The sequence below is a fragment of the Flavobacterium tibetense genome (assembly GCF_003293845.1).
GTDB lineage: Bacteria > Bacteroidota > Bacteroidia > Flavobacteriales > Flavobacteriaceae > Flavobacterium > Flavobacterium tibetense.
This window is the reverse complement of the sequence record NZ_QLST01000012.1, coordinates 68,668-87,234: the sequence shown is the minus strand read 5'-3', so window position 1 is coordinate 87,234 and position 18,567 is coordinate 68,668. Positions and strand designations below refer to the sequence as shown.

Annotated in this window: 20 protein-coding genes, 1 other RNA gene and 1 pseudogene; 12 read left to right on the top strand and 10 right to left on the bottom strand. The window is 31.3% G+C overall.

Going from position 1 to position 18,567, the window contains the following annotated elements; genetic code table 11:
• Positions 1–205 precede the first annotated feature (205 nt).
• Positions 206–1,429 (bottom strand): PKD domain-containing protein, encoded by a 1,224-nt coding sequence (locus DPN68_RS10325; RefSeq protein WP_449404202.1) that lies wholly within the window; start codon positions 1,427–1,429, stop codon positions 206–208.
• Between the two features lie 800 nt (positions 1,430–2,229).
• Between DPN68_RS10325 and DPN68_RS10320 the strand changes: the two genes are divergently transcribed.
• From DPN68_RS10320 to DPN68_RS10310, 3 genes are read left to right on the top strand one after another with little or no spacing between them, the layout of a single operon-like run.
• Positions 2,230–2,730 (top strand): SixA phosphatase family protein, encoded by a 501-nt coding sequence (locus tag DPN68_RS10320; RefSeq protein WP_113989578.1) that lies wholly within the window; start codon positions 2,230–2,232, stop codon positions 2,728–2,730.
• Positions 2,714–4,792, top strand: coding sequence for a polyphosphate kinase 1 (gene ppk1 / locus DPN68_RS10315; RefSeq protein ID WP_113989574.1), 2,079 nt, complete (start codon positions 2,714–2,716; stop codon positions 4,790–4,792). The genes DPN68_RS10320 and ppk1 overlap by 17 nt, the downstream gene beginning before the upstream one ends.
• 28 nt (positions 4,793–4,820) lie before the next feature.
• Positions 4,821–5,711 (top strand): Ppx/GppA phosphatase family protein, encoded by an 891-nt coding sequence (locus tag DPN68_RS10310; protein WP_113989573.1) that lies wholly within the window; start codon positions 4,821–4,823, stop codon positions 5,709–5,711.
• Here the strand turns inward: DPN68_RS10310 and DPN68_RS10305 are convergent, their stop codons facing one another.
• The 3 genes from DPN68_RS10305 to DPN68_RS10295 all read right to left on the bottom strand — a co-directional run bounded on the left by DPN68_RS10305 (position 5,712) and on the right by DPN68_RS10295 (position 7,888).
• On the bottom strand, positions 5,712–6,122 hold the full coding sequence (locus tag DPN68_RS10305) for a DNA polymerase III subunit gamma/tau (RefSeq protein WP_239987081.1): 411 nt from the start codon (positions 6,120–6,122) through the stop codon (positions 5,712–5,714).
• 281 nt (positions 6,123–6,403) lie between these two features.
• The gene (gene dnaX / locus DPN68_RS10300; protein ID WP_113989571.1) at positions 6,404–7,489 is read right to left on the bottom strand and encodes a DNA polymerase III subunit gamma/tau; all 1,086 of its coding nucleotides are present in this window, start codon (positions 7,487–7,489) and stop codon (positions 6,404–6,406) included.
• A 102-nt stretch (positions 7,490–7,591) separates the two neighbouring features.
• Positions 7,592–7,888, bottom strand: coding sequence for a hypothetical protein (locus DPN68_RS10295; RefSeq protein ID WP_113989570.1), 297 nt, complete (start codon positions 7,886–7,888; stop codon positions 7,592–7,594).
• 124 nt (positions 7,889–8,012) lie between these two features.
• Here DPN68_RS10295 and rnpB point away from each other — a divergent pair.
• Positions 8,013–8,342: RNase P RNA component class A (rnpB, locus tag DPN68_RS10290), an RNA gene on the top strand.
• Between the two features lie 6 nt (positions 8,343–8,348).
• On the opposite strand, the gene rsmD is transcribed toward rnpB, so the two are convergent.
• Genes rsmD through DPN68_RS10275 form a run of 3 tightly spaced genes read right to left on the bottom strand, consistent with a single transcriptional unit; the run spans position 8,349 to position 10,487 of the window.
• The gene (gene rsmD, locus DPN68_RS10285; protein ID WP_113989569.1) at positions 8,349–8,933 is read right to left on the bottom strand and encodes a 16S rRNA (guanine(966)-N(2))-methyltransferase RsmD; all 585 of its coding nucleotides are present in this window, start codon (positions 8,931–8,933) and stop codon (positions 8,349–8,351) included.
• A complete protein-coding gene (locus tag DPN68_RS10280; RefSeq protein WP_113989568.1) occupies positions 8,930–9,742 on the bottom strand; it encodes a DUF3822 family protein in 813 nt (270 codons plus the stop codon). Before DPN68_RS10280 ends, rsmD begins: the two co-directional genes overlap by 4 nt.
• Entirely contained in the window at positions 9,726–10,487 is a 762-nt protein-coding gene (locus tag DPN68_RS10275; protein ID WP_113989567.1) for a hypothetical protein, read from the bottom strand. Before DPN68_RS10275 ends, DPN68_RS10280 begins: the two co-directional genes overlap by 17 nt.
• Positions 10,488–10,606: 119 nt before the next feature.
• Between DPN68_RS10275 and DPN68_RS10270 the strand changes: the two genes are divergently transcribed.
• The 5 genes from DPN68_RS10270 to DPN68_RS10250 are packed head-to-tail and all read left to right on the top strand — an operon-like array spanning position 10,607 to position 14,137.
• Positions 10,607–12,034 carry an ATP-dependent DNA helicase gene (locus DPN68_RS10270; RefSeq protein ID WP_113989566.1) on the top strand — a complete coding sequence of 476 codons (1,428 nt, stop codon included), beginning with the start codon at positions 10,607–10,609 and terminating at the stop codon, positions 12,032–12,034.
• A gap of 37 nt (positions 12,035–12,071) precedes the next feature.
• The gene (locus DPN68_RS10265) at positions 12,072–12,569 is read left to right on the top strand and encodes a hypothetical protein (RefSeq protein ID WP_113989565.1); all 498 of its coding nucleotides are present in this window, start codon (positions 12,072–12,074) and stop codon (positions 12,567–12,569) included.
• Positions 12,553–12,924 carry a hypothetical protein gene (locus DPN68_RS10260; RefSeq protein WP_113989564.1) on the top strand — a complete coding sequence of 124 codons (372 nt, stop codon included), beginning with the start codon at positions 12,553–12,555 and terminating at the stop codon, positions 12,922–12,924. Before DPN68_RS10265 ends, DPN68_RS10260 begins: the two co-directional genes overlap by 17 nt.
• A 44-nt stretch (positions 12,925–12,968) precedes the next feature.
• Positions 12,969–13,694 (top strand): 3-deoxy-manno-octulosonate cytidylyltransferase, encoded by a 726-nt coding sequence (gene kdsB, locus DPN68_RS10255; RefSeq protein ID WP_113989563.1) that lies wholly within the window; start codon positions 12,969–12,971, stop codon positions 13,692–13,694.
• Positions 13,694–14,137: a hypothetical protein gene (locus tag DPN68_RS10250; RefSeq protein ID WP_113989562.1), complete on the top strand. Its 444-nt coding sequence runs from the start codon at positions 13,694–13,696 to the stop codon at positions 14,135–14,137. Before kdsB ends, DPN68_RS10250 begins: the two co-directional genes overlap by 1 nt.
• Here the strand turns inward: DPN68_RS10250 and DPN68_RS10245 are convergent, their stop codons facing one another.
• Positions 14,138–14,800, bottom strand: a complete 663-nt coding sequence (locus tag DPN68_RS10245; protein ID WP_113989561.1) for a spermidine synthase — start codon at positions 14,798–14,800, stop codon at positions 14,138–14,140. It abuts the gene before it with no gap.
• Positions 14,801–14,857: 57 nt separating this feature from the next.
• Here DPN68_RS10245 and DPN68_RS10240 point away from each other — a divergent pair, with 57 nt between their 5' ends.
• Positions 14,858–15,412, top strand: coding sequence for a 1-acyl-sn-glycerol-3-phosphate acyltransferase (locus DPN68_RS10240; RefSeq protein ID WP_113989560.1), 555 nt, complete (start codon positions 14,858–14,860; stop codon positions 15,410–15,412).
• A gap of 290 nt (positions 15,413–15,702) precedes the next feature.
• Here the strand turns inward: DPN68_RS10240 and DPN68_RS10235 are convergent, their stop codons facing one another.
• Entirely contained in the window at positions 15,703–16,161 is a 459-nt protein-coding gene (locus DPN68_RS10235; RefSeq protein ID WP_113989559.1) for a helix-turn-helix domain-containing protein, read from the bottom strand.
• A gap of 248 nt (positions 16,162–16,409) precedes the next feature.
• Between DPN68_RS10235 and DPN68_RS10230 the strand changes: the two genes are divergently transcribed.
• Entirely contained in the window at positions 16,410–17,612 is a 1,203-nt protein-coding gene (locus DPN68_RS10230) for a M14 family metallopeptidase (protein WP_162298411.1), read from the top strand.
• A 41-nt stretch (positions 17,613–17,653) separates the two neighbouring features.
• Complete coding sequence (locus DPN68_RS10225) at positions 17,654–18,133, top strand: Lrp/AsnC family transcriptional regulator (protein WP_113989558.1); 480 nt, start codon at positions 17,654–17,656, stop codon at positions 18,131–18,133.
• A gap of 87 nt (positions 18,134–18,220) precedes the next feature.
• On the opposite strand, the pseudogene DPN68_RS10220 reads toward DPN68_RS10225, so the two are convergent.
• A pseudogene (locus DPN68_RS10220) lies at positions 18,221–18,517 on the bottom strand (DNA primase); the annotation flags it as partial.
• Between the last annotated feature and the right edge of the window lie 50 nt (positions 18,518–18,567).

Sequence of the window (18,567 nt, the reverse complement as noted above, 5' to 3'; positions counted from 1 at the left end):
AGTTGATTCTGAATTTCCACAATCATCAGTAGCGGTGAACGTTACGGTTACTGAACCAGTAGCGCCACAAGCAGCTGAAACTGAAGTAAAATCATTGCTCCAAGTTACTGAAGAACAACTATCCGAAGCAGAAGCGCCACCATTGGCAGCTAACCACGCGTTTAGTTCAGCAACATTGCCACTGCCATCACATTCTACGGTTAAATCAGTAGCCGAAANTTGTGATTGTTGGTGCAGTAGTATCTTGAATAGTAAAAGTAGCAGAAGTTGATTCTGAATTTCCACAATCATCAGTAGCGGTGAACGTTACGGTTACTGAACCAGTAGCTCCACAAGCAGCTGAAACTGAAGTAAAATCATTGCTCCAAGTTACTGAAGAACAACTATCCGAAGCGGAAGCGTTACCATTGGCAGCTAACCACGCATTAAGTTCGGCTACATTTCCACTACCATCACATTCTACGGTTAAATCAGTAGCCGAAATTGTGATTGTTGGTGCAGTAGTATCATTTATTATAATTGTTTGAGAACATGTAGTAGTATTTAAGACGGTATTTTCTCCTAAATCTCTAATACCATTATCATTGGTGTCTTCATATTCTGTAATAGTGTATGTTCTAATTACTTCGGAATTACAACCTAAATAAGTACTATTTGAAGCTGTAATTTCAATTATACCACAAGGATTATTTCCGATTATTCCATCTCCATTTCCTAATGCTTCAAAATCAGCAATTGAAATTATTGTTGCAGAGGGTAATAAATCGTAACACTCTAGTGTTAATGGTTGAAATGTTGGACAAGTCACACTAAACTCGCAGCATACAATTGGGTTTATTGAGAAATTAGCAACTTTTGTACATCCAATACTGTCTGTTACAGTAACTTGATAATTTCCAATAGCTAAATTGTTTATGTCTTGAGTAGTAGCGCCGTTACTCCAACTATAAGTATAAGGTGGATTTCCAACAGAGACACTTAAATCGATTGCTCCAGTAGATCCGTCAATACAAGTTAATCCAGTCACTTGACCACTAACTTGTAATTCTGTAGGATAATTAATTATTACTACATAGCTATTAGTTAGCCCATTGGAATCAGTTACAGTTAAAGTGGCTGTATTGGAAACGGAGTTGTTATAGACAAAGGTTGGATTTTCTTGAGTAGAATCTGTTGTTCCATTGGAATCAAAATCCCATGCAAAAGAATAAGGAGGGATACCACCATTTGTTGTTGAATCAAAATAAATGGTTGTTTGGTTTCCTTCCGAACAACCTGTATAAGTGAATTGTACCGCAAGTGGAGCTGAAATCACAACTCCTTGTGGTAATTCACATTGTGCCTTGTTATAGGAATTACAAACATAAGGTACTAACTCATTATTATCCCCATTGGTTCTCCATACTATTAAGATTTTATCTAGTATCATTTCTTGGCCACAAATCCATGTGAATGGGCCATATAATAAGCGTTGACCTGAACCAGGGGCAACAGTTCCTAAATTAACATTCAATTGAGTTATAACACCATCGATAATTAAATCAGCGAACATTCTTGTGTGATAAATATTGCTGTTTGAATTTGATGTATAATTTAGCATCACATACATAGTTTCAGGAACTCCTGGTGTACATGTTGTATTATTCAATGGAACTCCATTAACATCTGTTAAACTTAAAAAAACATCATCTAAAGTATAATTGTTGGAAGTACAATTGAAATAGTCTAAATAATAGTTCGGTGCTGATCCGCATAAGCGTAAATCAGGTCTGTCAGAGGAAAATTGCGCGTTTACCCACGATATTCCACAAAACAAACAAAACATTAAAAACGTAATTTTTGCTTTCATAACCTCTACTTTTTGTTAAACAATAAATTGTCCAAAATGTAGAAAAGGATAATGATATACTTGGGGATAAAATCCAGTAGATTAGAAAAGTTTGGAGCCGAAAAATTCTTGAAAAGTATTCAAGTAAAAAGTTAATTAATGAAATAATTATATTGAAATAAATCTATTCACTCTTAGGTGGAGTAAATTAAAGTTCAAACGGGGCGTTTGTTAACCAATTGGAGGGCTAAATTAATAAAATACATTTTACTTTGTGTACAAGATGTATATATTTTCGATGAATTGTATTAAATAATCTTTGAATTAACATTTTTTTTGATTTTTTAGTGTTAACTCTTTGAAAAAAAATGCGTTACTTTATAAAACTAAAACGTAGGCTTATGAAAAATTTAGTTTTAATCCGACATGCAAAGTCAAGTTGGGATATGCCTCTAAAGGATATTGACCGACCATTAGCAAGTAGAGGAATTCATGATGCACACTTAATTTCCTCAAAAATTGAGAACTATTTACCTAAAACATACATTGTGTGGTGTAGTAGCGCAAGAAGAACGAAAGAAACTGCCATTATTTTTTCTCAAAATTTGATGATTCCTTTTGAAAATGTAATAGTCAAGGAGGATTTATACACTTTTGATGATAAAAAACTGACTGAAATCATAAAAAAATGTGAAAATAGGTATGATAATCTAATTCTTTTTGGACATAATGAAGCTATTACAAATTTTGTTAATAAATTTGGAAATCTTTTTATTGAAAACGTTCCAACATCAGGGGTTGTGTCACTACAATTTGATATTGAAAACTGGAATGATTTGAAAAAAGGAAGCACATTGAAAACGGTTTTCCCAAGAGATTTCAAACATGAACAAATACATTGATAGAGAAAAGAGTTGGCTTACATTCAACGCCAGAGTTTTACAGGAAGCAGCAGATTCATCAGTACCATTATTAGATAGATTACGTTTTTTAGGGATTTTTTCCAATAATTTGGACGAATTCTTTAGAGTGCGTTATGCCGCAATTCGAAGACTTAAATTTGAAAATGCAGACGCTGAAAAAATTTTGGGAGGAATCTCTCCAGATAAACTATTGAAAGAAATCACTGAAATTGTTATCCAACAGCAATCTGAAAGTTTAAGAATTCTGAGTGAAATTGAACAAAAACTAGAAGAAGAAAATATTTTCATCATTAATGAAAAAGAAATTTCTCGCGAACAAGAAAATTTTATTCGCGAATTTTTTATTCAAAAGGTGAGTCCGGCCGTGGTAACTATTATGTTGAATGATTTAACAGAATTCCCGCTTTTAAAAGATACTTCTGGATATTTGGCAGTAAAATTAGTAATGAATTCATCCGATGAAGATGAAAAAGATGAAATTCGTTATGCAGTAGTTGAAATTCCAAACACGATTAACCGTTTTGTTGTATTGCCTTCAAATTCTGAAAAACAACACATCATATTATTAGATGACGTAATTCGTTATAATCTAAATTATTTGTTCAATATTTTTGATTACCAATCTATTTCTGCTCACATGATTAAAATTACTCGTGATGCCGAATTGGAATTTGATAGCGATTTATCAAAAAGTTTAATTGAAAAAATTTCGGATAGTGTTAAAGAACGTAGAATAGGAGAAACCGTTCGTTTTGTTTATGATCAAGCCATTGAAAATGATACGTTGGCTTTCTTTTTGGAACGAATGAAAATTGATAGTTCTGATAGTATCATTCCGGGCGGAAGGTATCATAACCGAAGAGATTACATGAATTTTCCAAATTTGGGTAGATACGATTTATTATACAAACAAAATGCACCATTACCCATTCCAGGTTTGTCATTGGAAGGAAGTATTTTAGAAAAAATAAAACAGCAAGATCATTTATTGCATGCACCATATCAATCGTTTTCTTACATCATTAAGTTTTTACGTGAAGCAGCATTAGATCCAAAAGTGGTTACTATTAAAATTACGTTGTATCGATTGGCAAAAAATTCACAAATTGTTAGTTCGTTAATCAATGCAGCAAAAAATGGAAAAAAAGTTACAGTTCAAATCGAATTACAAGCACGATTCGATGAAGCTAGTAACATTTCATATGCCGAACAAATGCAAACCGAAGGAATTGAGCTGATTTTTGGAGTAAAAGGATTAAAAGTTCATAGTAAAGTTTGTGTTATTGAACGCTTAGAAGCAGGTAAAGTGAAGCGTTACGGATTTATCTCTACAGGAAATTTCAATGAAAATTCGGCTAAAATTTACACTGATGTGACTTTATTTACAGCAAATCAATTCATTTTAAAAGATTGTATTAAAGTATTTGAGTTTTTTGAAGTCAACTATAAAGTACATCGATACAAACATTTATTTGTTTCGCCTCATTACACACGAACCAAATTTTACAAGCTAATTGATCGTGAAATAATGAATGCACTTTCAGGAAAAGAAGCATGCATTAAATTGAAGATGAATAGTTTGACCGATTATAAAATGATCGACAAATTATATGATGCAAGTAATGCAGGAGTAAAAATTCAATTGGTAATCAGAGGAATTTGTTGTTTAATTCCAGGTGTAAAAGGAATGAGCGAGAATATCGAAGCCATTAGTATAGTAGATAATTACTTGGAGCATTCTAGAATTTACGTTTTTTGTAATGATAACAATCCTGAAGTTTATATATCATCAGCTGATTTTATGACAAGAAATTTAGACGCTAGAGTAGAAGTAACTTGCCCAATTTATGACCAAAGAATTAAAGAAGAATTAATTGAAGTTTTTGATATTGGCTGGAAAGCTAATGTAAAAGCAAGATACCACTCAGAAGATTTGAGAAATAAATACAGAAAAAATGGTGAAGAAAAACCATTTAGAGCACAATTAGAATTATATAATTATTACCGAAATAAGTTAGAAGTAGTTACAGAAAAAATTTAATTTTTTACTTCTTCATAATAGCACCAAAATGATCACATTAAAGAAATATGCCGCTATTGATATAGGTTCCAATGCTATGCGATTATTGGTAACCAATATTGTAGAGCAAAAAGGACAACCAACCCAATTCAACAAAAGTTCGTTAGTTCGAGTACCAATTCGTTTAGGCCAAGATGCTTTTACAGTTGGAGAAATCTCTGATGAAAACATCGAACGAATGGTAGACGCTATGAAAGCGTTTAGTTTGTTAATGAAAGTGCATAAAGTACAACAATACAAAGCTTGTGCAACATCAGCCATGCGTGAAGCTTACAACAATGCTGAAATTGTAGCTCTAATAAAAAAGAAGACAGACATTAAAATCGAAATCATTGATGGTAAAAAAGAAGCTGCCATTATTGCGGCATCCGATTTAAAACAATTCATCAATGCCAATAAAACGTATTTGTACGTAGATGTTGGTGGTGGAAGTACCGAATTCTCCTTATTTCATGATGGAAAAATAGTTGCATCCAAATCTTTCAAGAATGGAACCGTTCGCTTGTTAAACAACATGGTTTCCGAGATTGTTTGGGTTGAAATTGAAAAATGGATTAAAAATGTAGTGGCTCCTTATGAAGAAATTTCTCTAATTGGTTCAGGTGGAAATATTAATAAACTGTTCAAATTATCTGAGAAAAATCAAGAAAAGCCGTTGTCGTATATGTATTTGAATGCCCAATACCAAAAGTTGAGTAACATGACATACGAGCAAAGAATTGCCGAGTTAGGATTAAATCCCGATCGTGCCGATGTAATTATTCCTGCTACAAGAATTTATTTGAATGCCATGAAATGGAGTGGTGCCCGACAAATCTTTGTTCCAAAAATTGGATTGTCAGATGGCATTGTGAAAGCTATGTATTATGGGAAGATTTAATTAAACATCCAAATCAAACGTCTTTCTCAACAAATCTAAATTTGGATTAATTTGTTTCAAACGCTCATATTTTTCTTGTGGTGTGAATGCGTATTTTGTTTCCGTTGCTTCATTTACGTGAATCTCAATTACGATATCATGATTGTGTAGTTTTCCTCTCAAATAGCCTAATAATTCATTGGAACCCGTTTGAAATTCTTCTTTCGTACTTTGGTTTGGCAACTCTAAAACAATAGTTGTTCCTTTTAAAACAGGATCGTTCATTTGCATGTAAGTTGCCATTAAACGTTTTCCTTGATCCATTAAGCGCTGCGCAAATTTATTCCAAAGCAACAGCATATCCGTTTCATTAAAAGGCTCAGTTGGTAATGAATCACCAGGTTTTACTTGAATGGCGTGTTGTGCTTCCAATTCTTTTTTTATCTTAATACTAGATAAAGAAAGTGCTGAAATTTTTGTTCCAGTCGATGGGTTAGTAATTTGACTGGACGTAAATTTCTCAGAAGTTTTTGTAACAACTTGTGCAATTTCGTTTTGAGTTGTTACAATTGCGGTTTCAACTGAAGTTTTTTCAATTGTAGTTGTAGTTGTAACTTCGTTTGTGTTTTCTACTTGCGTTGGAGATACAGTAGCTTTTTCTTTTGTTGCTTCAACAATAGAATAACTTTGTGTTTTAAAATGAGTAGCTGGAATTACGAATGACTTAGCTTTTTTTTTTCTCCATCAAAAAGAATGGAGGCTAATTGCATCAAGCAAAGTTCAACTAACAAGCGTTGATTTTGACTGTTTTTATATTTGAAATCACAAGCATTTGCCAATTCAATAGCTTCTAACAAAAATTGCTGAGACGTCTTTTGCGATTGTGTATAATACAATTGTTGTGCTTGTTCTCCAGCTTCCAATAAAGTTAAAGTCGCTGGATTTTTACATACCAATAAATCTCTAAAATGCGAAGCCAAACCAGCAATAAAATGATGTCCATCAAAACCTTTTGCTAGAATATCATTATAAGCTACTAGTAATTCAGGAATATTATTTTCAATAATTAAATCAGTGATTTTGATGTAATATTCAAAATCTAAAACATTTAAATTTTCTGTAACGGCTTGTCTCGTTAAATTATTACCACAATAGGAAACTACACGATCAAAAATAGAAAGTGCATCACGCATAGCGCCATCCGCTTTTTGAGCAATAATGTGTAACGCATCGTCTTCATAAGTAATCCCTTGTTCTTTCGCAATTTCTGCCAAATGTTCCTTCGCGTCCTTAATCGTAATACGTTTGAAATCAAATATCTGACAACGTGATAAAATCGTTGGAATAATTTTATGTTTTTCGGTAGTTGCAAGGATAAAAATAGCGTGTTTAGGTGGTTCTTCTAATGTTTTCAAAAAAGCATTAAAAGCCGCTTGAGACAACATGTGCACCTCATCCACAATATACACCTTATATTTTCCAGTTTGTGGTGGTATCCTAACTTGGTCAATAATGTTACGAATATCATCAACACTATTATTAGAAGCAGCATCAAGTTCAAAAACATTGAATGAAAAATCTTCATTTGGGTCGTCATAACCTTCTTGGTTGATTTTTCGTGCCAAAATTCTAGCGCAAGTGGTTTTTCCAACACCTCTAGGACCAGTAAAAAGTAATGCCTGTGCTAAGTGATTATTCTCAATAGCATTCAATAAAGTATTGGTAATAGCACTTTGTCCCACAACATCTTTAAACGTTTGCGGACGGTATTTACGGGCTGATACGATAAACTGTTCCATCAATTGATTTTTGCCTTACAAATATAATTTTTTGTTTTTTAAGAACGTATTTTTATTTGGTAAAAAATGGGAAAAGTTATCCACAAATTTTAGTAAATAAACTTAACAATTGTCCCTAATTACAATATTTGTTAGTGCATTGGTCGCTTCATCTGTTGAACTTGCTGCAAAACCAGTTACAAAAACACCTTTTTTACCTGATTTAGATTGTACAGCATAAACCGTAGCTTCCTCATCTGGACTAGAATCGCCTTCATAACGGTAAATATGGATTATTTTGTAATTTTCAGGATGTCTTACAATATCTTTATCATGAAGATTGAAATCGTATGTAAATCCTTTTTCTTTTAATATAGCCAATGCTTTTAAAACAGTTTCATAATGATATATTCTAGACATGGTATATTGAATTAATGGTTTGATAATCTTAAAGTTACAATTTTTAAACCAATTATTCTAAAAACTTATGTTAAAGTAGCATTAAATAGTCTATCTGTGCTATTTTATTTTATTGTAAATTTGCACCGCAGACCGCCTTATCGCTGCTATGAAAATAGGAGAGGAAAGTCCGGACACCAAAGAGTAGCATAGTGGGTAACACCCATCTCCCGATAGCTATCGGGAAGGACAAGTGCAACAGAAAGTATGTACAGGTAATGCTGTAGTGAAACCAGGTAAACTCTATGCGGTGAAATGCCAAGTATATCAGCAGTTTTCGAGCAATCGAAATAAGGGTTACTCGCCCGATGTTGAAGGGTAGGCAGCTTGATCCCGATAGTAATATCGGGACTAGATAAATGATAAGGTTCCAATTTATTGGAAACAGAATCCGGCTTATAGGTCTGCTTTTTTTAAAAAATTATAGATTTTCTTCGTCTTCTTCTTCAAAATCTTCTTCTTCTTCAGATTCAATTTCGAAAAAAGAAAAAGTAGTTCCGCCATAGGTTTTGGCAAATGAAAAATGCATCATATGTTCCAATTTGGTGTCTTTGGAATGTTCTATGATTAACATGCCATCTTCTTCCAAAATTTCTCTTTCGAATACTAAACTCACAATTTTCTCAAAATCTTGTTGGGTAATATGATACGGTGGATCAGCAAAAACAATATCAAAGCTCGTGTTACATCTTTCCAAATAAGAAAAAACGTCACTTTTTAGAGCGGTAATATCAAAATCAAATTCAGTGGCTGTTTTTTTTATGAACGCTACACAACCAAAATCAGCATCTACACAAGTAATAGGTTTGGAACCTCTTGAAGCAAATTCGTAACTAATATTTCCAGTTCCGGCAAAAAGCTCAAGAATTCGTAATTCACTAAAATTGAAGTAGTTGTTTAGAATATTGAACAAAGCTTCTTTGGCCATATCGGTTGTAGGACGAACAGGTAATTTTTTTGGTGCAACTAAACGGCGCCCTTTGTATTTGCCAGAAATAATTCTCATGAATGGAATAAAATAAAGTGTTTTCGAACGGTAGTGCGCGTTTGATCTAAAGTTGCTACTTGTTGGGTAACGTCTAATAAATCACAATTTTTAATGTATTTATAGGCAATTTTAAAGAATTCATCTTCTTTATTACAAATTCCTAATAAATGTAAAGGTACAATTTCTGGATTTAATTGCAGCTGTTCAAAAGTAAATAGAATATAATAAATAAAATCTTCAATGGTTTGATACTCAAAAGAATTAAACAAAACCAATTCCTGATTTTTTAAAATGACAATCTCAAAATGATTCTCTTGTAAGTGAACAAAAACTTCTTTTTCAGCTTGTTTTGATGAAAAATCCAATAATTTCTTAACCAAAATAGTATTGCTGTTGCAGTATTCAAAACTTTGAAATTGGTCTAATAGAAAATTATTAATGTTAACATAAGGCACGTAAACATTATTAACCTCATAAGTACTTAACTTATCGTATGCAAACAAATCACTTTCAAAAACCTTTACATTATATTGCAAGTAGCTTCCCAAATAATTTTCATTAAAAAGCGAAGTAGGAACAAAGGTGTTTAAATGATTATTATGTATGACCACAATTTCGTCATACGTATTGGTTAAAATTGGGAACGTAACAAAAGCTTTCCAAAGTTGTTCTTCAATCACTTGATTATCAGAAAACACCACTTCATTAAAAGCAATGATTTTATGTGTTATTAAATCAAACACACAAAAAGAAAGTCCACTCAAGGAAACCTGAATGGACAATTTTCTGTACGTTTTTTGTGTAATATCGTTAGTCGTTATTACCATATTTTTTAGGCCAGTTTCCTGTTAATGCTGCTTCTTCTAAAGAACCTAAAGTGATTTTATCGCCATTGATTTCATCAATTGACTTCACTTTATTTTCGTTAGCAACTAATTCTTGATCTAAATCTGCTAATAAAGCATTTTTATCAATTACAGCCTCAAATACATATATTTTAGTCTCATTTCTATAAACATGTCCAGTTTTCATGGTTACAGGGACTTCAACGTCACCAATTTTAACCACGTTCAATCTCTTATAACGCTCTGTATTTTTGAATAATGAGTCTCTAACAGAAACATATCCTAAAGTATCAATAACAACGATGTCTTTAAAGAAACCTCCTTGACCAGAAGCATCAGTTGTGATTCCAAAAGCTCTATTTTTGTCTGCATCAATTACAGCGGTATCTTTTCTTGAAATGATAGCAAATTTTTCAGACTCAATAAAACGAACCAATTCGTCAAAAGAATCTGCATACTTACCATTTACAGTTTTATATCCTTGTTGCGCTTTTTTGATATCTAACAATTTTCTAACAGCAGCTTCATAACGTTCTTCTTTAACTTTTGTAAATTCAATTGGCTTCATCACAGAAGCATAAATTAAATAAGATAGTCCAATACAAATGATCCATAATACAATAGATACGACTGTTCTAGAGCCTGCAGGTAAAAATTTATCAATTACTTTTACTAAACCTACCGCTACAAGGCAAGTGATTACAACATAGATTAATAATACTAACATTATATTATACTTTTTAGTTTATAGGTACGCAAATCTACAATTTTTTTTTCTACTCAAAAGAAAATCTTATAAAAATCATCTGTATCTTTGAAAAAATATCTCAGCCAAATAAAGTCAAGATGAATTCTACTCTGTTTTACAAAACGTTACGTCAAAATTTTCCTTTTGAATCCACTTTAAAACAAGATATTTTCTTCCAAAAAATTGCAGATTATGTCATAAATGCAACCAATCAAGATGTTTTTGTTTTAAAAGGATATGCCGGAACGGGTAAAACTACGATTGTAGCCACATTAGTAGCTCAATTAAAAAACGTAGAAACGAAATATATATTGCTTGCACCCACTGGAAGAGCAGCAAAAGTAATTGGTAATTATTCAGGAAAACCTGCTTTTACTATTCACAAACGAATCTATTTTCCAAAAAAAAATCAATCAGGTGGTGTGAGTTTTACTTTGCAACCTAATAAATTTAAAAACACCTTATTTATAGTAGATGAATCTTCTATGATTTCAGATCATTCGCAAGACACAAAATTGTATGCCAATGGTTCTTTGTTAGATGATTTGTTTTTTTATGTAGAAGCTGGAACCAATTGCAAACTGTTATTAATAGGAGATACCGCTCAGTTACCACCCGTAAATATGTCGGTAAGTCCGGCTTTGGATATTGATGCTCTGTCATTACATTACAATAAAACGGTGCATCATATCGAATTAGATGAAGTAATGCGTCAAGCCGAAGGTTCAGGAATTCTCCATAATGCTACTGAATTACGTGAATTACTAAATTCTCATTTTTTGGATACATTCCAATTTAATATCAAAGGATTTAAAGATATCGTTCGTTTACAAGACGGCTACGAAATTCAGGATGCCATTCACAGCGCTTATGATACCAATGGTTTAGAAGAAACTGTTTTTATTGTGCGTTCCAATAAAAGAGCGAATCAATACAACCAACAAATACGAACTTCCATTTTATCCAAAGAAAGCGAATTGTCAACAGGCGATTACCTAATGGTGGTAAAAAACAATTATTTCTGGTTAAAAGACACAGCTGATTCAGAAGCAGGATTTATTGCTAATGGCGATATCATTGAAGTTTTGGAAATAAGAAAAATTCAGGAATTGTATGGGTTCAAATTTGCAACCGTAAAAGTGCGAATGGTCGATTATCCCAATCAAAAACCTTTTGACACCATTTTATTATTGGACACTATTACAAGCGAATCACCTTCATTAACGTATGAAGAAAGTAATAAATTGTACCAAGAAGTGTTACTAGATTACGAAGAAGAAACTTCCAAATACAGAAAATTGCAAAAAGTAAAAGAAAATCCACATTTCAACGCGTTACAAGTGAAGTTTTCGTATGCCATCACATGTCACAAATCGCAAGGTGGTCAATGGAAAACCGTTTTCATAGAACAACCTTATTTACCAAATGGAATCGATGTGGATTACATTCGTTGGTTGTACACCGCATTGACCCGAGCACAAGAAAAAGTCTATTTAATCGGATTTAAAGAGGAGTTTTTTAAATAAGAAGTTTACAGAAAAATGTTTTTTTGTTAAACAAACTATGATGCATAATTTTATGAGTTTAAAAATAAAGGAGAATCTTAAAATTTTTCTTGATAAAACACAACTGCGAATTAATACAAAGCAAGATTTTAGTTGGAAAGAATTGATTTTATATGTTTTACCAGCATTTATCTTGTTTTTCTTTGTCAATATAGTTTTATCAATACTGATTTCGTTATTAATTCTTTTAACATATTTTGTTTTTAGAGTTGTTTCATTTATTTACTATTCAGAAATTATAATAGATTTTGAAGAAAAAAGAATTATCAAAAACAACTATAGAGGAGATTCATTAATAAATTCAGAAATTCTAGCAAAAAACATAGATAGTAAAAATTTACATTTTAAGAAAATTCAAAGAAGTGGGAAGATTAGATATTTATTGTCTTATACTTCATTTAAGGAAATTTCTTTAGTCGTTATTAAGGAAGAAGAAGATTTTGTGAAAATTAATACATTTGTAACAAACATTATATTAAATGAAAATTGTAACTAAAATAATAATTGGTGTTGCTGTGCTAGTTTCAGTTGCTTTTTTATTTATTTTGTATGGATTAAATTTGATGGCAATTGAAGATAAATATGGTGATTTTCAAGAACTATATTATAAAATTGACAAATCTGACAATTATTTTGTAATTATAGATAACAAAGACGTTGGTTTTATAGAAAAGTTTGATAAAGAAATTTATATAACTTTTGATGATTGTATGAAGCATATTTTAAACTATTCCAATAATAAAATTGAAGTTTATGAGTTTGATTTAAACGAAACGTATTCCAATTTTTCATTAAATGATGCTGTTGAATTAAAAAAAGTAAAAAGTACTGAATTAGTATACAAAAATTAAAAACTTAGCGCCTTCGTGGCTTCGTGGCAAAAAAAAATATAAATATGAAAATTATCGCTGTAATTCCTGCGCGTTATGCCTCAACGCGTTTTCCTGCCAAATTAATGCAAGATTTGGGTGGAAAAACCGTTATTTTAAGAACGTATGAAGCAGCTGTTGCCACACAATTATTTGATGACGTATTTGTGGTAACGGATTCCCAACTCATTTTTGACGAAATCCAAAAAAATGGAGGAAAAGCAATTAAGTCCATAAAAGAACACGAAAGTGGGAGCGACCGCATTGCTGAAGCCGTTGAAAATATGGAAGTGGATGTAGTAGTAAACGTTCAAGGCGATGAACCGTTCATCAATAAGAAACCTTTGGAAGAACTAATTGCTATTTTTAAAAACGATACCAATAAACAAGTAGATTTAGCTTCTTTAATGTTTCAAATAACGGATAAAGAAGAAATTAACAATCCAAATAACGTAAAAGTTATTACGGACCAACAAGGTTTTGCGCTTTATTTTTCGCGTTCTGTGATTCCTTTTCCTAGAGATGAACATGCAGGCGTTCGTTATATGAAACACATTGGAATTTATGCTTTCAGAAAAGCCGCTTTGCTCGATTTTTATCGTTTACCAATGCTTTCTTTAGAAGCTTCTGAAAAATTAGAACAACTCCGCTATTTGGAATACGGCAAAAGAATTAAAATGGTTGAAACAACACACGGAAGTATTGGAATAGATACTTTAGAAGATTTAGAAAAAGCTAGGAAATTGGTATAATGGAAAAGAAAAAAGTAATATTACATTTTGGAATAGGTTTTTTGCTTTATTACACTGCAAGTTCTTTAGCCTATTTACTTGATGGTTTCTTTGAAATAGGATTGTTGTTTTATGAAGTAGAGCCTTTGATTATAGTGTTTGGAAAAGAAGCTGTTAATTTTTTATCAACGTTGCTTTTCATTTATATTGGCATTTTGTATTTCATGAATAGATTAATTAATCATAATACACTAATAATTTTAGGAGGATTTTTCTTTTTTACTCAAATTATTCAAATTCTATTTACATACTATGGAGTTGATTTGTTGACTGCGTATTTTTCAATTGATTTTGATTCATTGAATCCAATAAAATATGAGTATTACGATAAATATTATTTATTTTTATTTTACTATTTTAAAATTTTAGTTGTTATTTTTATGTTTTATTATTTCTCAAAATAATCAAGCTAATTTTTTAATCGTAAACAACTCATTGTGAGTTTCCACTTTTGGATACAAGCGAACGGAATAATTATCGTTGAATTTCGTTTTATAAGTAGCATTTCTCTTTTTATCAGTAAAACTTAAAACCATAGTATTAAACAAGATAAATCCATTTACTTGAAGTAAAAAATTAACTCTATTAATAAAAAAATCTTCAAATAAAAAGTTAGGCATTTTGGTATCTTGAAAGACATCAATGATGATTAAATCATATTTTTCCTTGGTTTTTAGAACAAATTCAAACGCATCATCAACCACTAAATTTAGGTTTGGAATTTGATCCAATTCGAAAAATTTTTTAGCAATTTCAACTGCAGTTTCATCAATTTCTACACCCGTAATTTTGCCTTTAAATTTCACTTCCTGAGTTAAGGTTTTAATTACACTTCCGCCAGCAACTCCTAAAACAAGAACATTTTCAAATTTTTTAATTCGGTCAAAACCTATGTAAAGTAAGCCTTTACGAAGAATTCGCTCCAAACTTCCGTAGGAATAATTCGTGTTTTCAGAATCTAAAACCAATTGTCCTTTATTCCAGGTAACTTCAAGTTTTTTGCTAATTGAAGATTTTCTTTGGTAAATTTTAATTGGAAGTAAATAGCTTAAAATGCGCTTCACCATAGTTTTTTTCTTTGTAATCGTAAATATAATTTTATTTTTGCTTCAAATAAAATTTTGATGAAGCAATTACTCTACAAATTCATTTTTTTCAAAGTATTAGGATGGAAAATCGTTGGTTCTATTGATGCCAACGTAAAAAAATGTGTAATGATTGTAGTACCGCATACGAGTTGGTATGACTTTTTCCTTGGTGTTTTTACCAGAGGAATTGTACAATTAGAAATGAACTTTGTTGGAAAAAAAGAATTGTTTGTTTTTCCTTTAAATTATTACTTCCAATGGATGGGCGGAACCCCACTAAACCGTCAAAAAAACGAGAACAAAGTAGATGCTATTGCTTCCATTTTCGAAAAGAAAGATGAATTCCGCTTAGCCATTGCTCCAGAAGGAACCCGCAAAAAAGTAACCGAATGGAAAACTGGATTTTACTACATCGCATTGAAAGCCAATGTTCCTATTTTACCTGTTGCTTTTGATTATGGAAAAAAGGAAGTACAATTAATGCCATTATTTCAACCAACAGGCGATATTGAAACCGATTTTAAAGTATTGAAATCCAAGTATGTTGGAGTAGTGGGTAAATTTCCAGAAAAAAGTTTTAGTGATTTTTAGTTTTTAAAAACCAAAGTTTATTTTTTGTCGTAAATGATAAAGAAAGAAAGTTTTTCTTATTCATTTGCAAGAGACAGTTGTTTAGTAAATATAAATTTTACTTCTGTTTTAAATTCAAGAAATAACGTGGGAAAAATTGCTATGAACCTAGTTAATACACAGACCTAACAAGATATTAGGAAATGCTGTCTCAATTGCATAATCATTAGAATAAAGTTCGTTTATCCCTTAATAATTGTGTTAGTTGTTTTTTACTTATTCAAGAAAAGCGTTGCTAAGCGACGCTTTTTTTATTGTTCATAGTTTTTAAAACTGCCATTTTTGAAGAAAATAACAATGCGCTCAATTTCAGCTTGCTGATTAGGGGATGAAATCGTCGACACTATATTATCAATTGCGTTTGAACTACTTTTTTCCTCGTTTGCTTTTGCTGTTGAAAATAAATCTAAACTTTCCTCTTTTTTATTTTCGGTTTGTTTTTCAGGAATTGGAGTAGGTGCTTGCTTTTGTTCCCAATCGTTTTGTTTTGGGAAATTTCCTTTTTCGTTGAGTAACCAATACAAATCTACTTCAGGAAAAACTTCAACCACTTTCATTACAAAATCTAAACTGGGTTTGTTTCTACCAGAGAGTAGGTGAGACAAACTGGAACGTTGCACGCCTATCTGATCTGCAAAAGTAGAAGCCGATAAACTGTAATATTCGAGTATTTTTTCTAGTCGTTTAATGAAATCGTCTGTGTTTACCATTGTAAATTGTAGATTAGTCTGTAACAAGTTACAAATGTAAACATTAATATGGAATAAACCAAATTTACAATTGTAATTAGTAATTTAAATATAAAGTTTTAGTTTATACAGATATATATAACTAACTGATTTAAAATAACATGATTCTTAATTTTACAAATGTATATTGTTATAGTAAGGATTAAGAGGAGTTGGTGTTGATCCAGTAAAATACTAGATTACAAATGTAAATTAATGAATGTTTTTCCATGTTTACAATTGTAAAAAATAAGTTGTTTACATTTGTAAAAAATAATTTTGTACCAATGAAGCAATTGGCAACTCAGTTTTTAGTAGACGAATTAAAAGGTCGTTATATTACCAATGAATCCATTAAACCTTTATTTGAAAAATTTCAAAATGAATGCTTAATTCATGATGAAGGAAAATCTGTTTTAGATAATTCTATCTACTCTATTACTATTGGAACAGGAAAAACAAAAGTTTTGATGTGGTCACAAATGCATGGAAACGAAGCGACGACAACCAAAGGTTTTTTTGACTTTTTAAACTTTTTGGTTTCTAAAGAACCATTGGCAGAAACAATCTTGTCCCAATATACTATTAAATGTATTCCAATATTAAATCCAGATGGCGCTGCTGCTTACACTAGGGTAAATGCGAATGAAATTGACTTAAATCGAGATGCATTCGCTATTACGCAGCCAGAAAGTAAGTTACTTAGAAGTTTATTGTTGGAATTTCAACCGGATTTAGCTTATAATCTGCACGATCAACGTACTATTTTTGGTACGGAAGGCTTTCAATTGCCTGCTACCATGTCTTTTTTAGCTCCAGCTTATAATGAATATAGGGATTTCAATGAAACGCGCTTAAAAGCTGTAAAAATCATTAACACAATGAATCTAGAGCTCCAAAAACACATACCCAATCATGTGGGACGTTTTGATGATTCGTTTAATATCAATTGTATTGGTGATTATGCTACGAGCATTGGTATTCCAACGATTTTATTTGAAGCTGGACATTACTCAAATGATTACCAAAGAGAAGAAGTTCGTAAAATGGTATTTGTTGCGTTATTGAGTTCATTTTCAGAGAAGAGTAATAGTGAAGTTGGTAATGAATTAGAAGTATACTTGAATATTCCGCAAAATTCGAAGTGTTTTTTCGATTTTATTTACAGAAATGTCAAAATTATTAGCAATGATGAAGAAAAAATAATTACCTTTGCAGCCCAATTCGATGAAAAACTTGAAAACAATCAAATTAAGTTTGAGGCTAAAATTATTCAAGTTGAAGATTTAGATACTGTTAAAGGACATTTGGAGTATGATGCGCAACAAATGGTTTTTAGTTCAGAATCAGGAAATTTTCCAAAAATTAACCACAAAGCTAATTTTTATTTAAATAAATTGTTAAAATTTGATAACGGATTGCAATTTCTTTAATACTTTTGCGTTAAATTTAAAATTAATTATACAAGCACTTTATGAGTAAGTTTCGATTAGATGAAGTAGATCATCAAATTTTAGACATGTTGATTGATAATACAAGAATTCCTTTCACGGATATTGCTAAGAAATTATTGATTTCAGCGGGTACAGTTCACGTTCGTGTTAAAAAGATGGAAGATGCAGGAATTATTCAAGGTTCTTCATTAACTCTTGATTATGAAAAATTAGGCTATTCTTTTATTGCTTATGTTGGAGTTTTTCTTCACAACACTTCGCAAACTAAATTTGTTTTAGAGCGTATCAATCAGATTCCGTTTGTAACGGTTGCTCACGTAACTACTGGAAAATTCAATATTTTCTGTAAAATTAGAGCAAAAGATACCAAACACGCTAAAGAAGTAATCTTCATGATCGATGATATTGAAGGTGTTTACAGAACAGAAACAATGATTTCCTTAGAAGAGAGTATCAACGACAAAAAACGTTTGATGCATACGATTTTCAAAGAATTATAAAAAATAAAATCCCGAGCAATCGGGATTTTTTTATGTTATTGTATAAAAAAAGAGATGAATTTGTGTTCATCTCTTTTTTATTTTTTAATCTTCGTCGCTTTCGTCAGCAATTTCCAAGTCGCCTAACGCTTCTAGTGAATCATCATCTGGAGTTTCTATGATATCATCTTCATCATAATTTTCAATTCTGTCAGCTAGTTTGGTACTTACTTTTACTAAGAAGATAGTATCTTCAGTTCGTACTTCTACAGCTTCAATTGTTTCATTTTTAGCGTTTTTGAATCGAATGATATTCGAATCGTCATAGCCGTCTGGAAATTTCTCAACTAGTAAGGTTAAGATTTCATTTGTTAATTTAGCGTAATCAACAATTACTCTTTTCATTGGTTTGGGTTTAATCTCTATTTTTGTCAAATGTAATATCCTAAATTAAA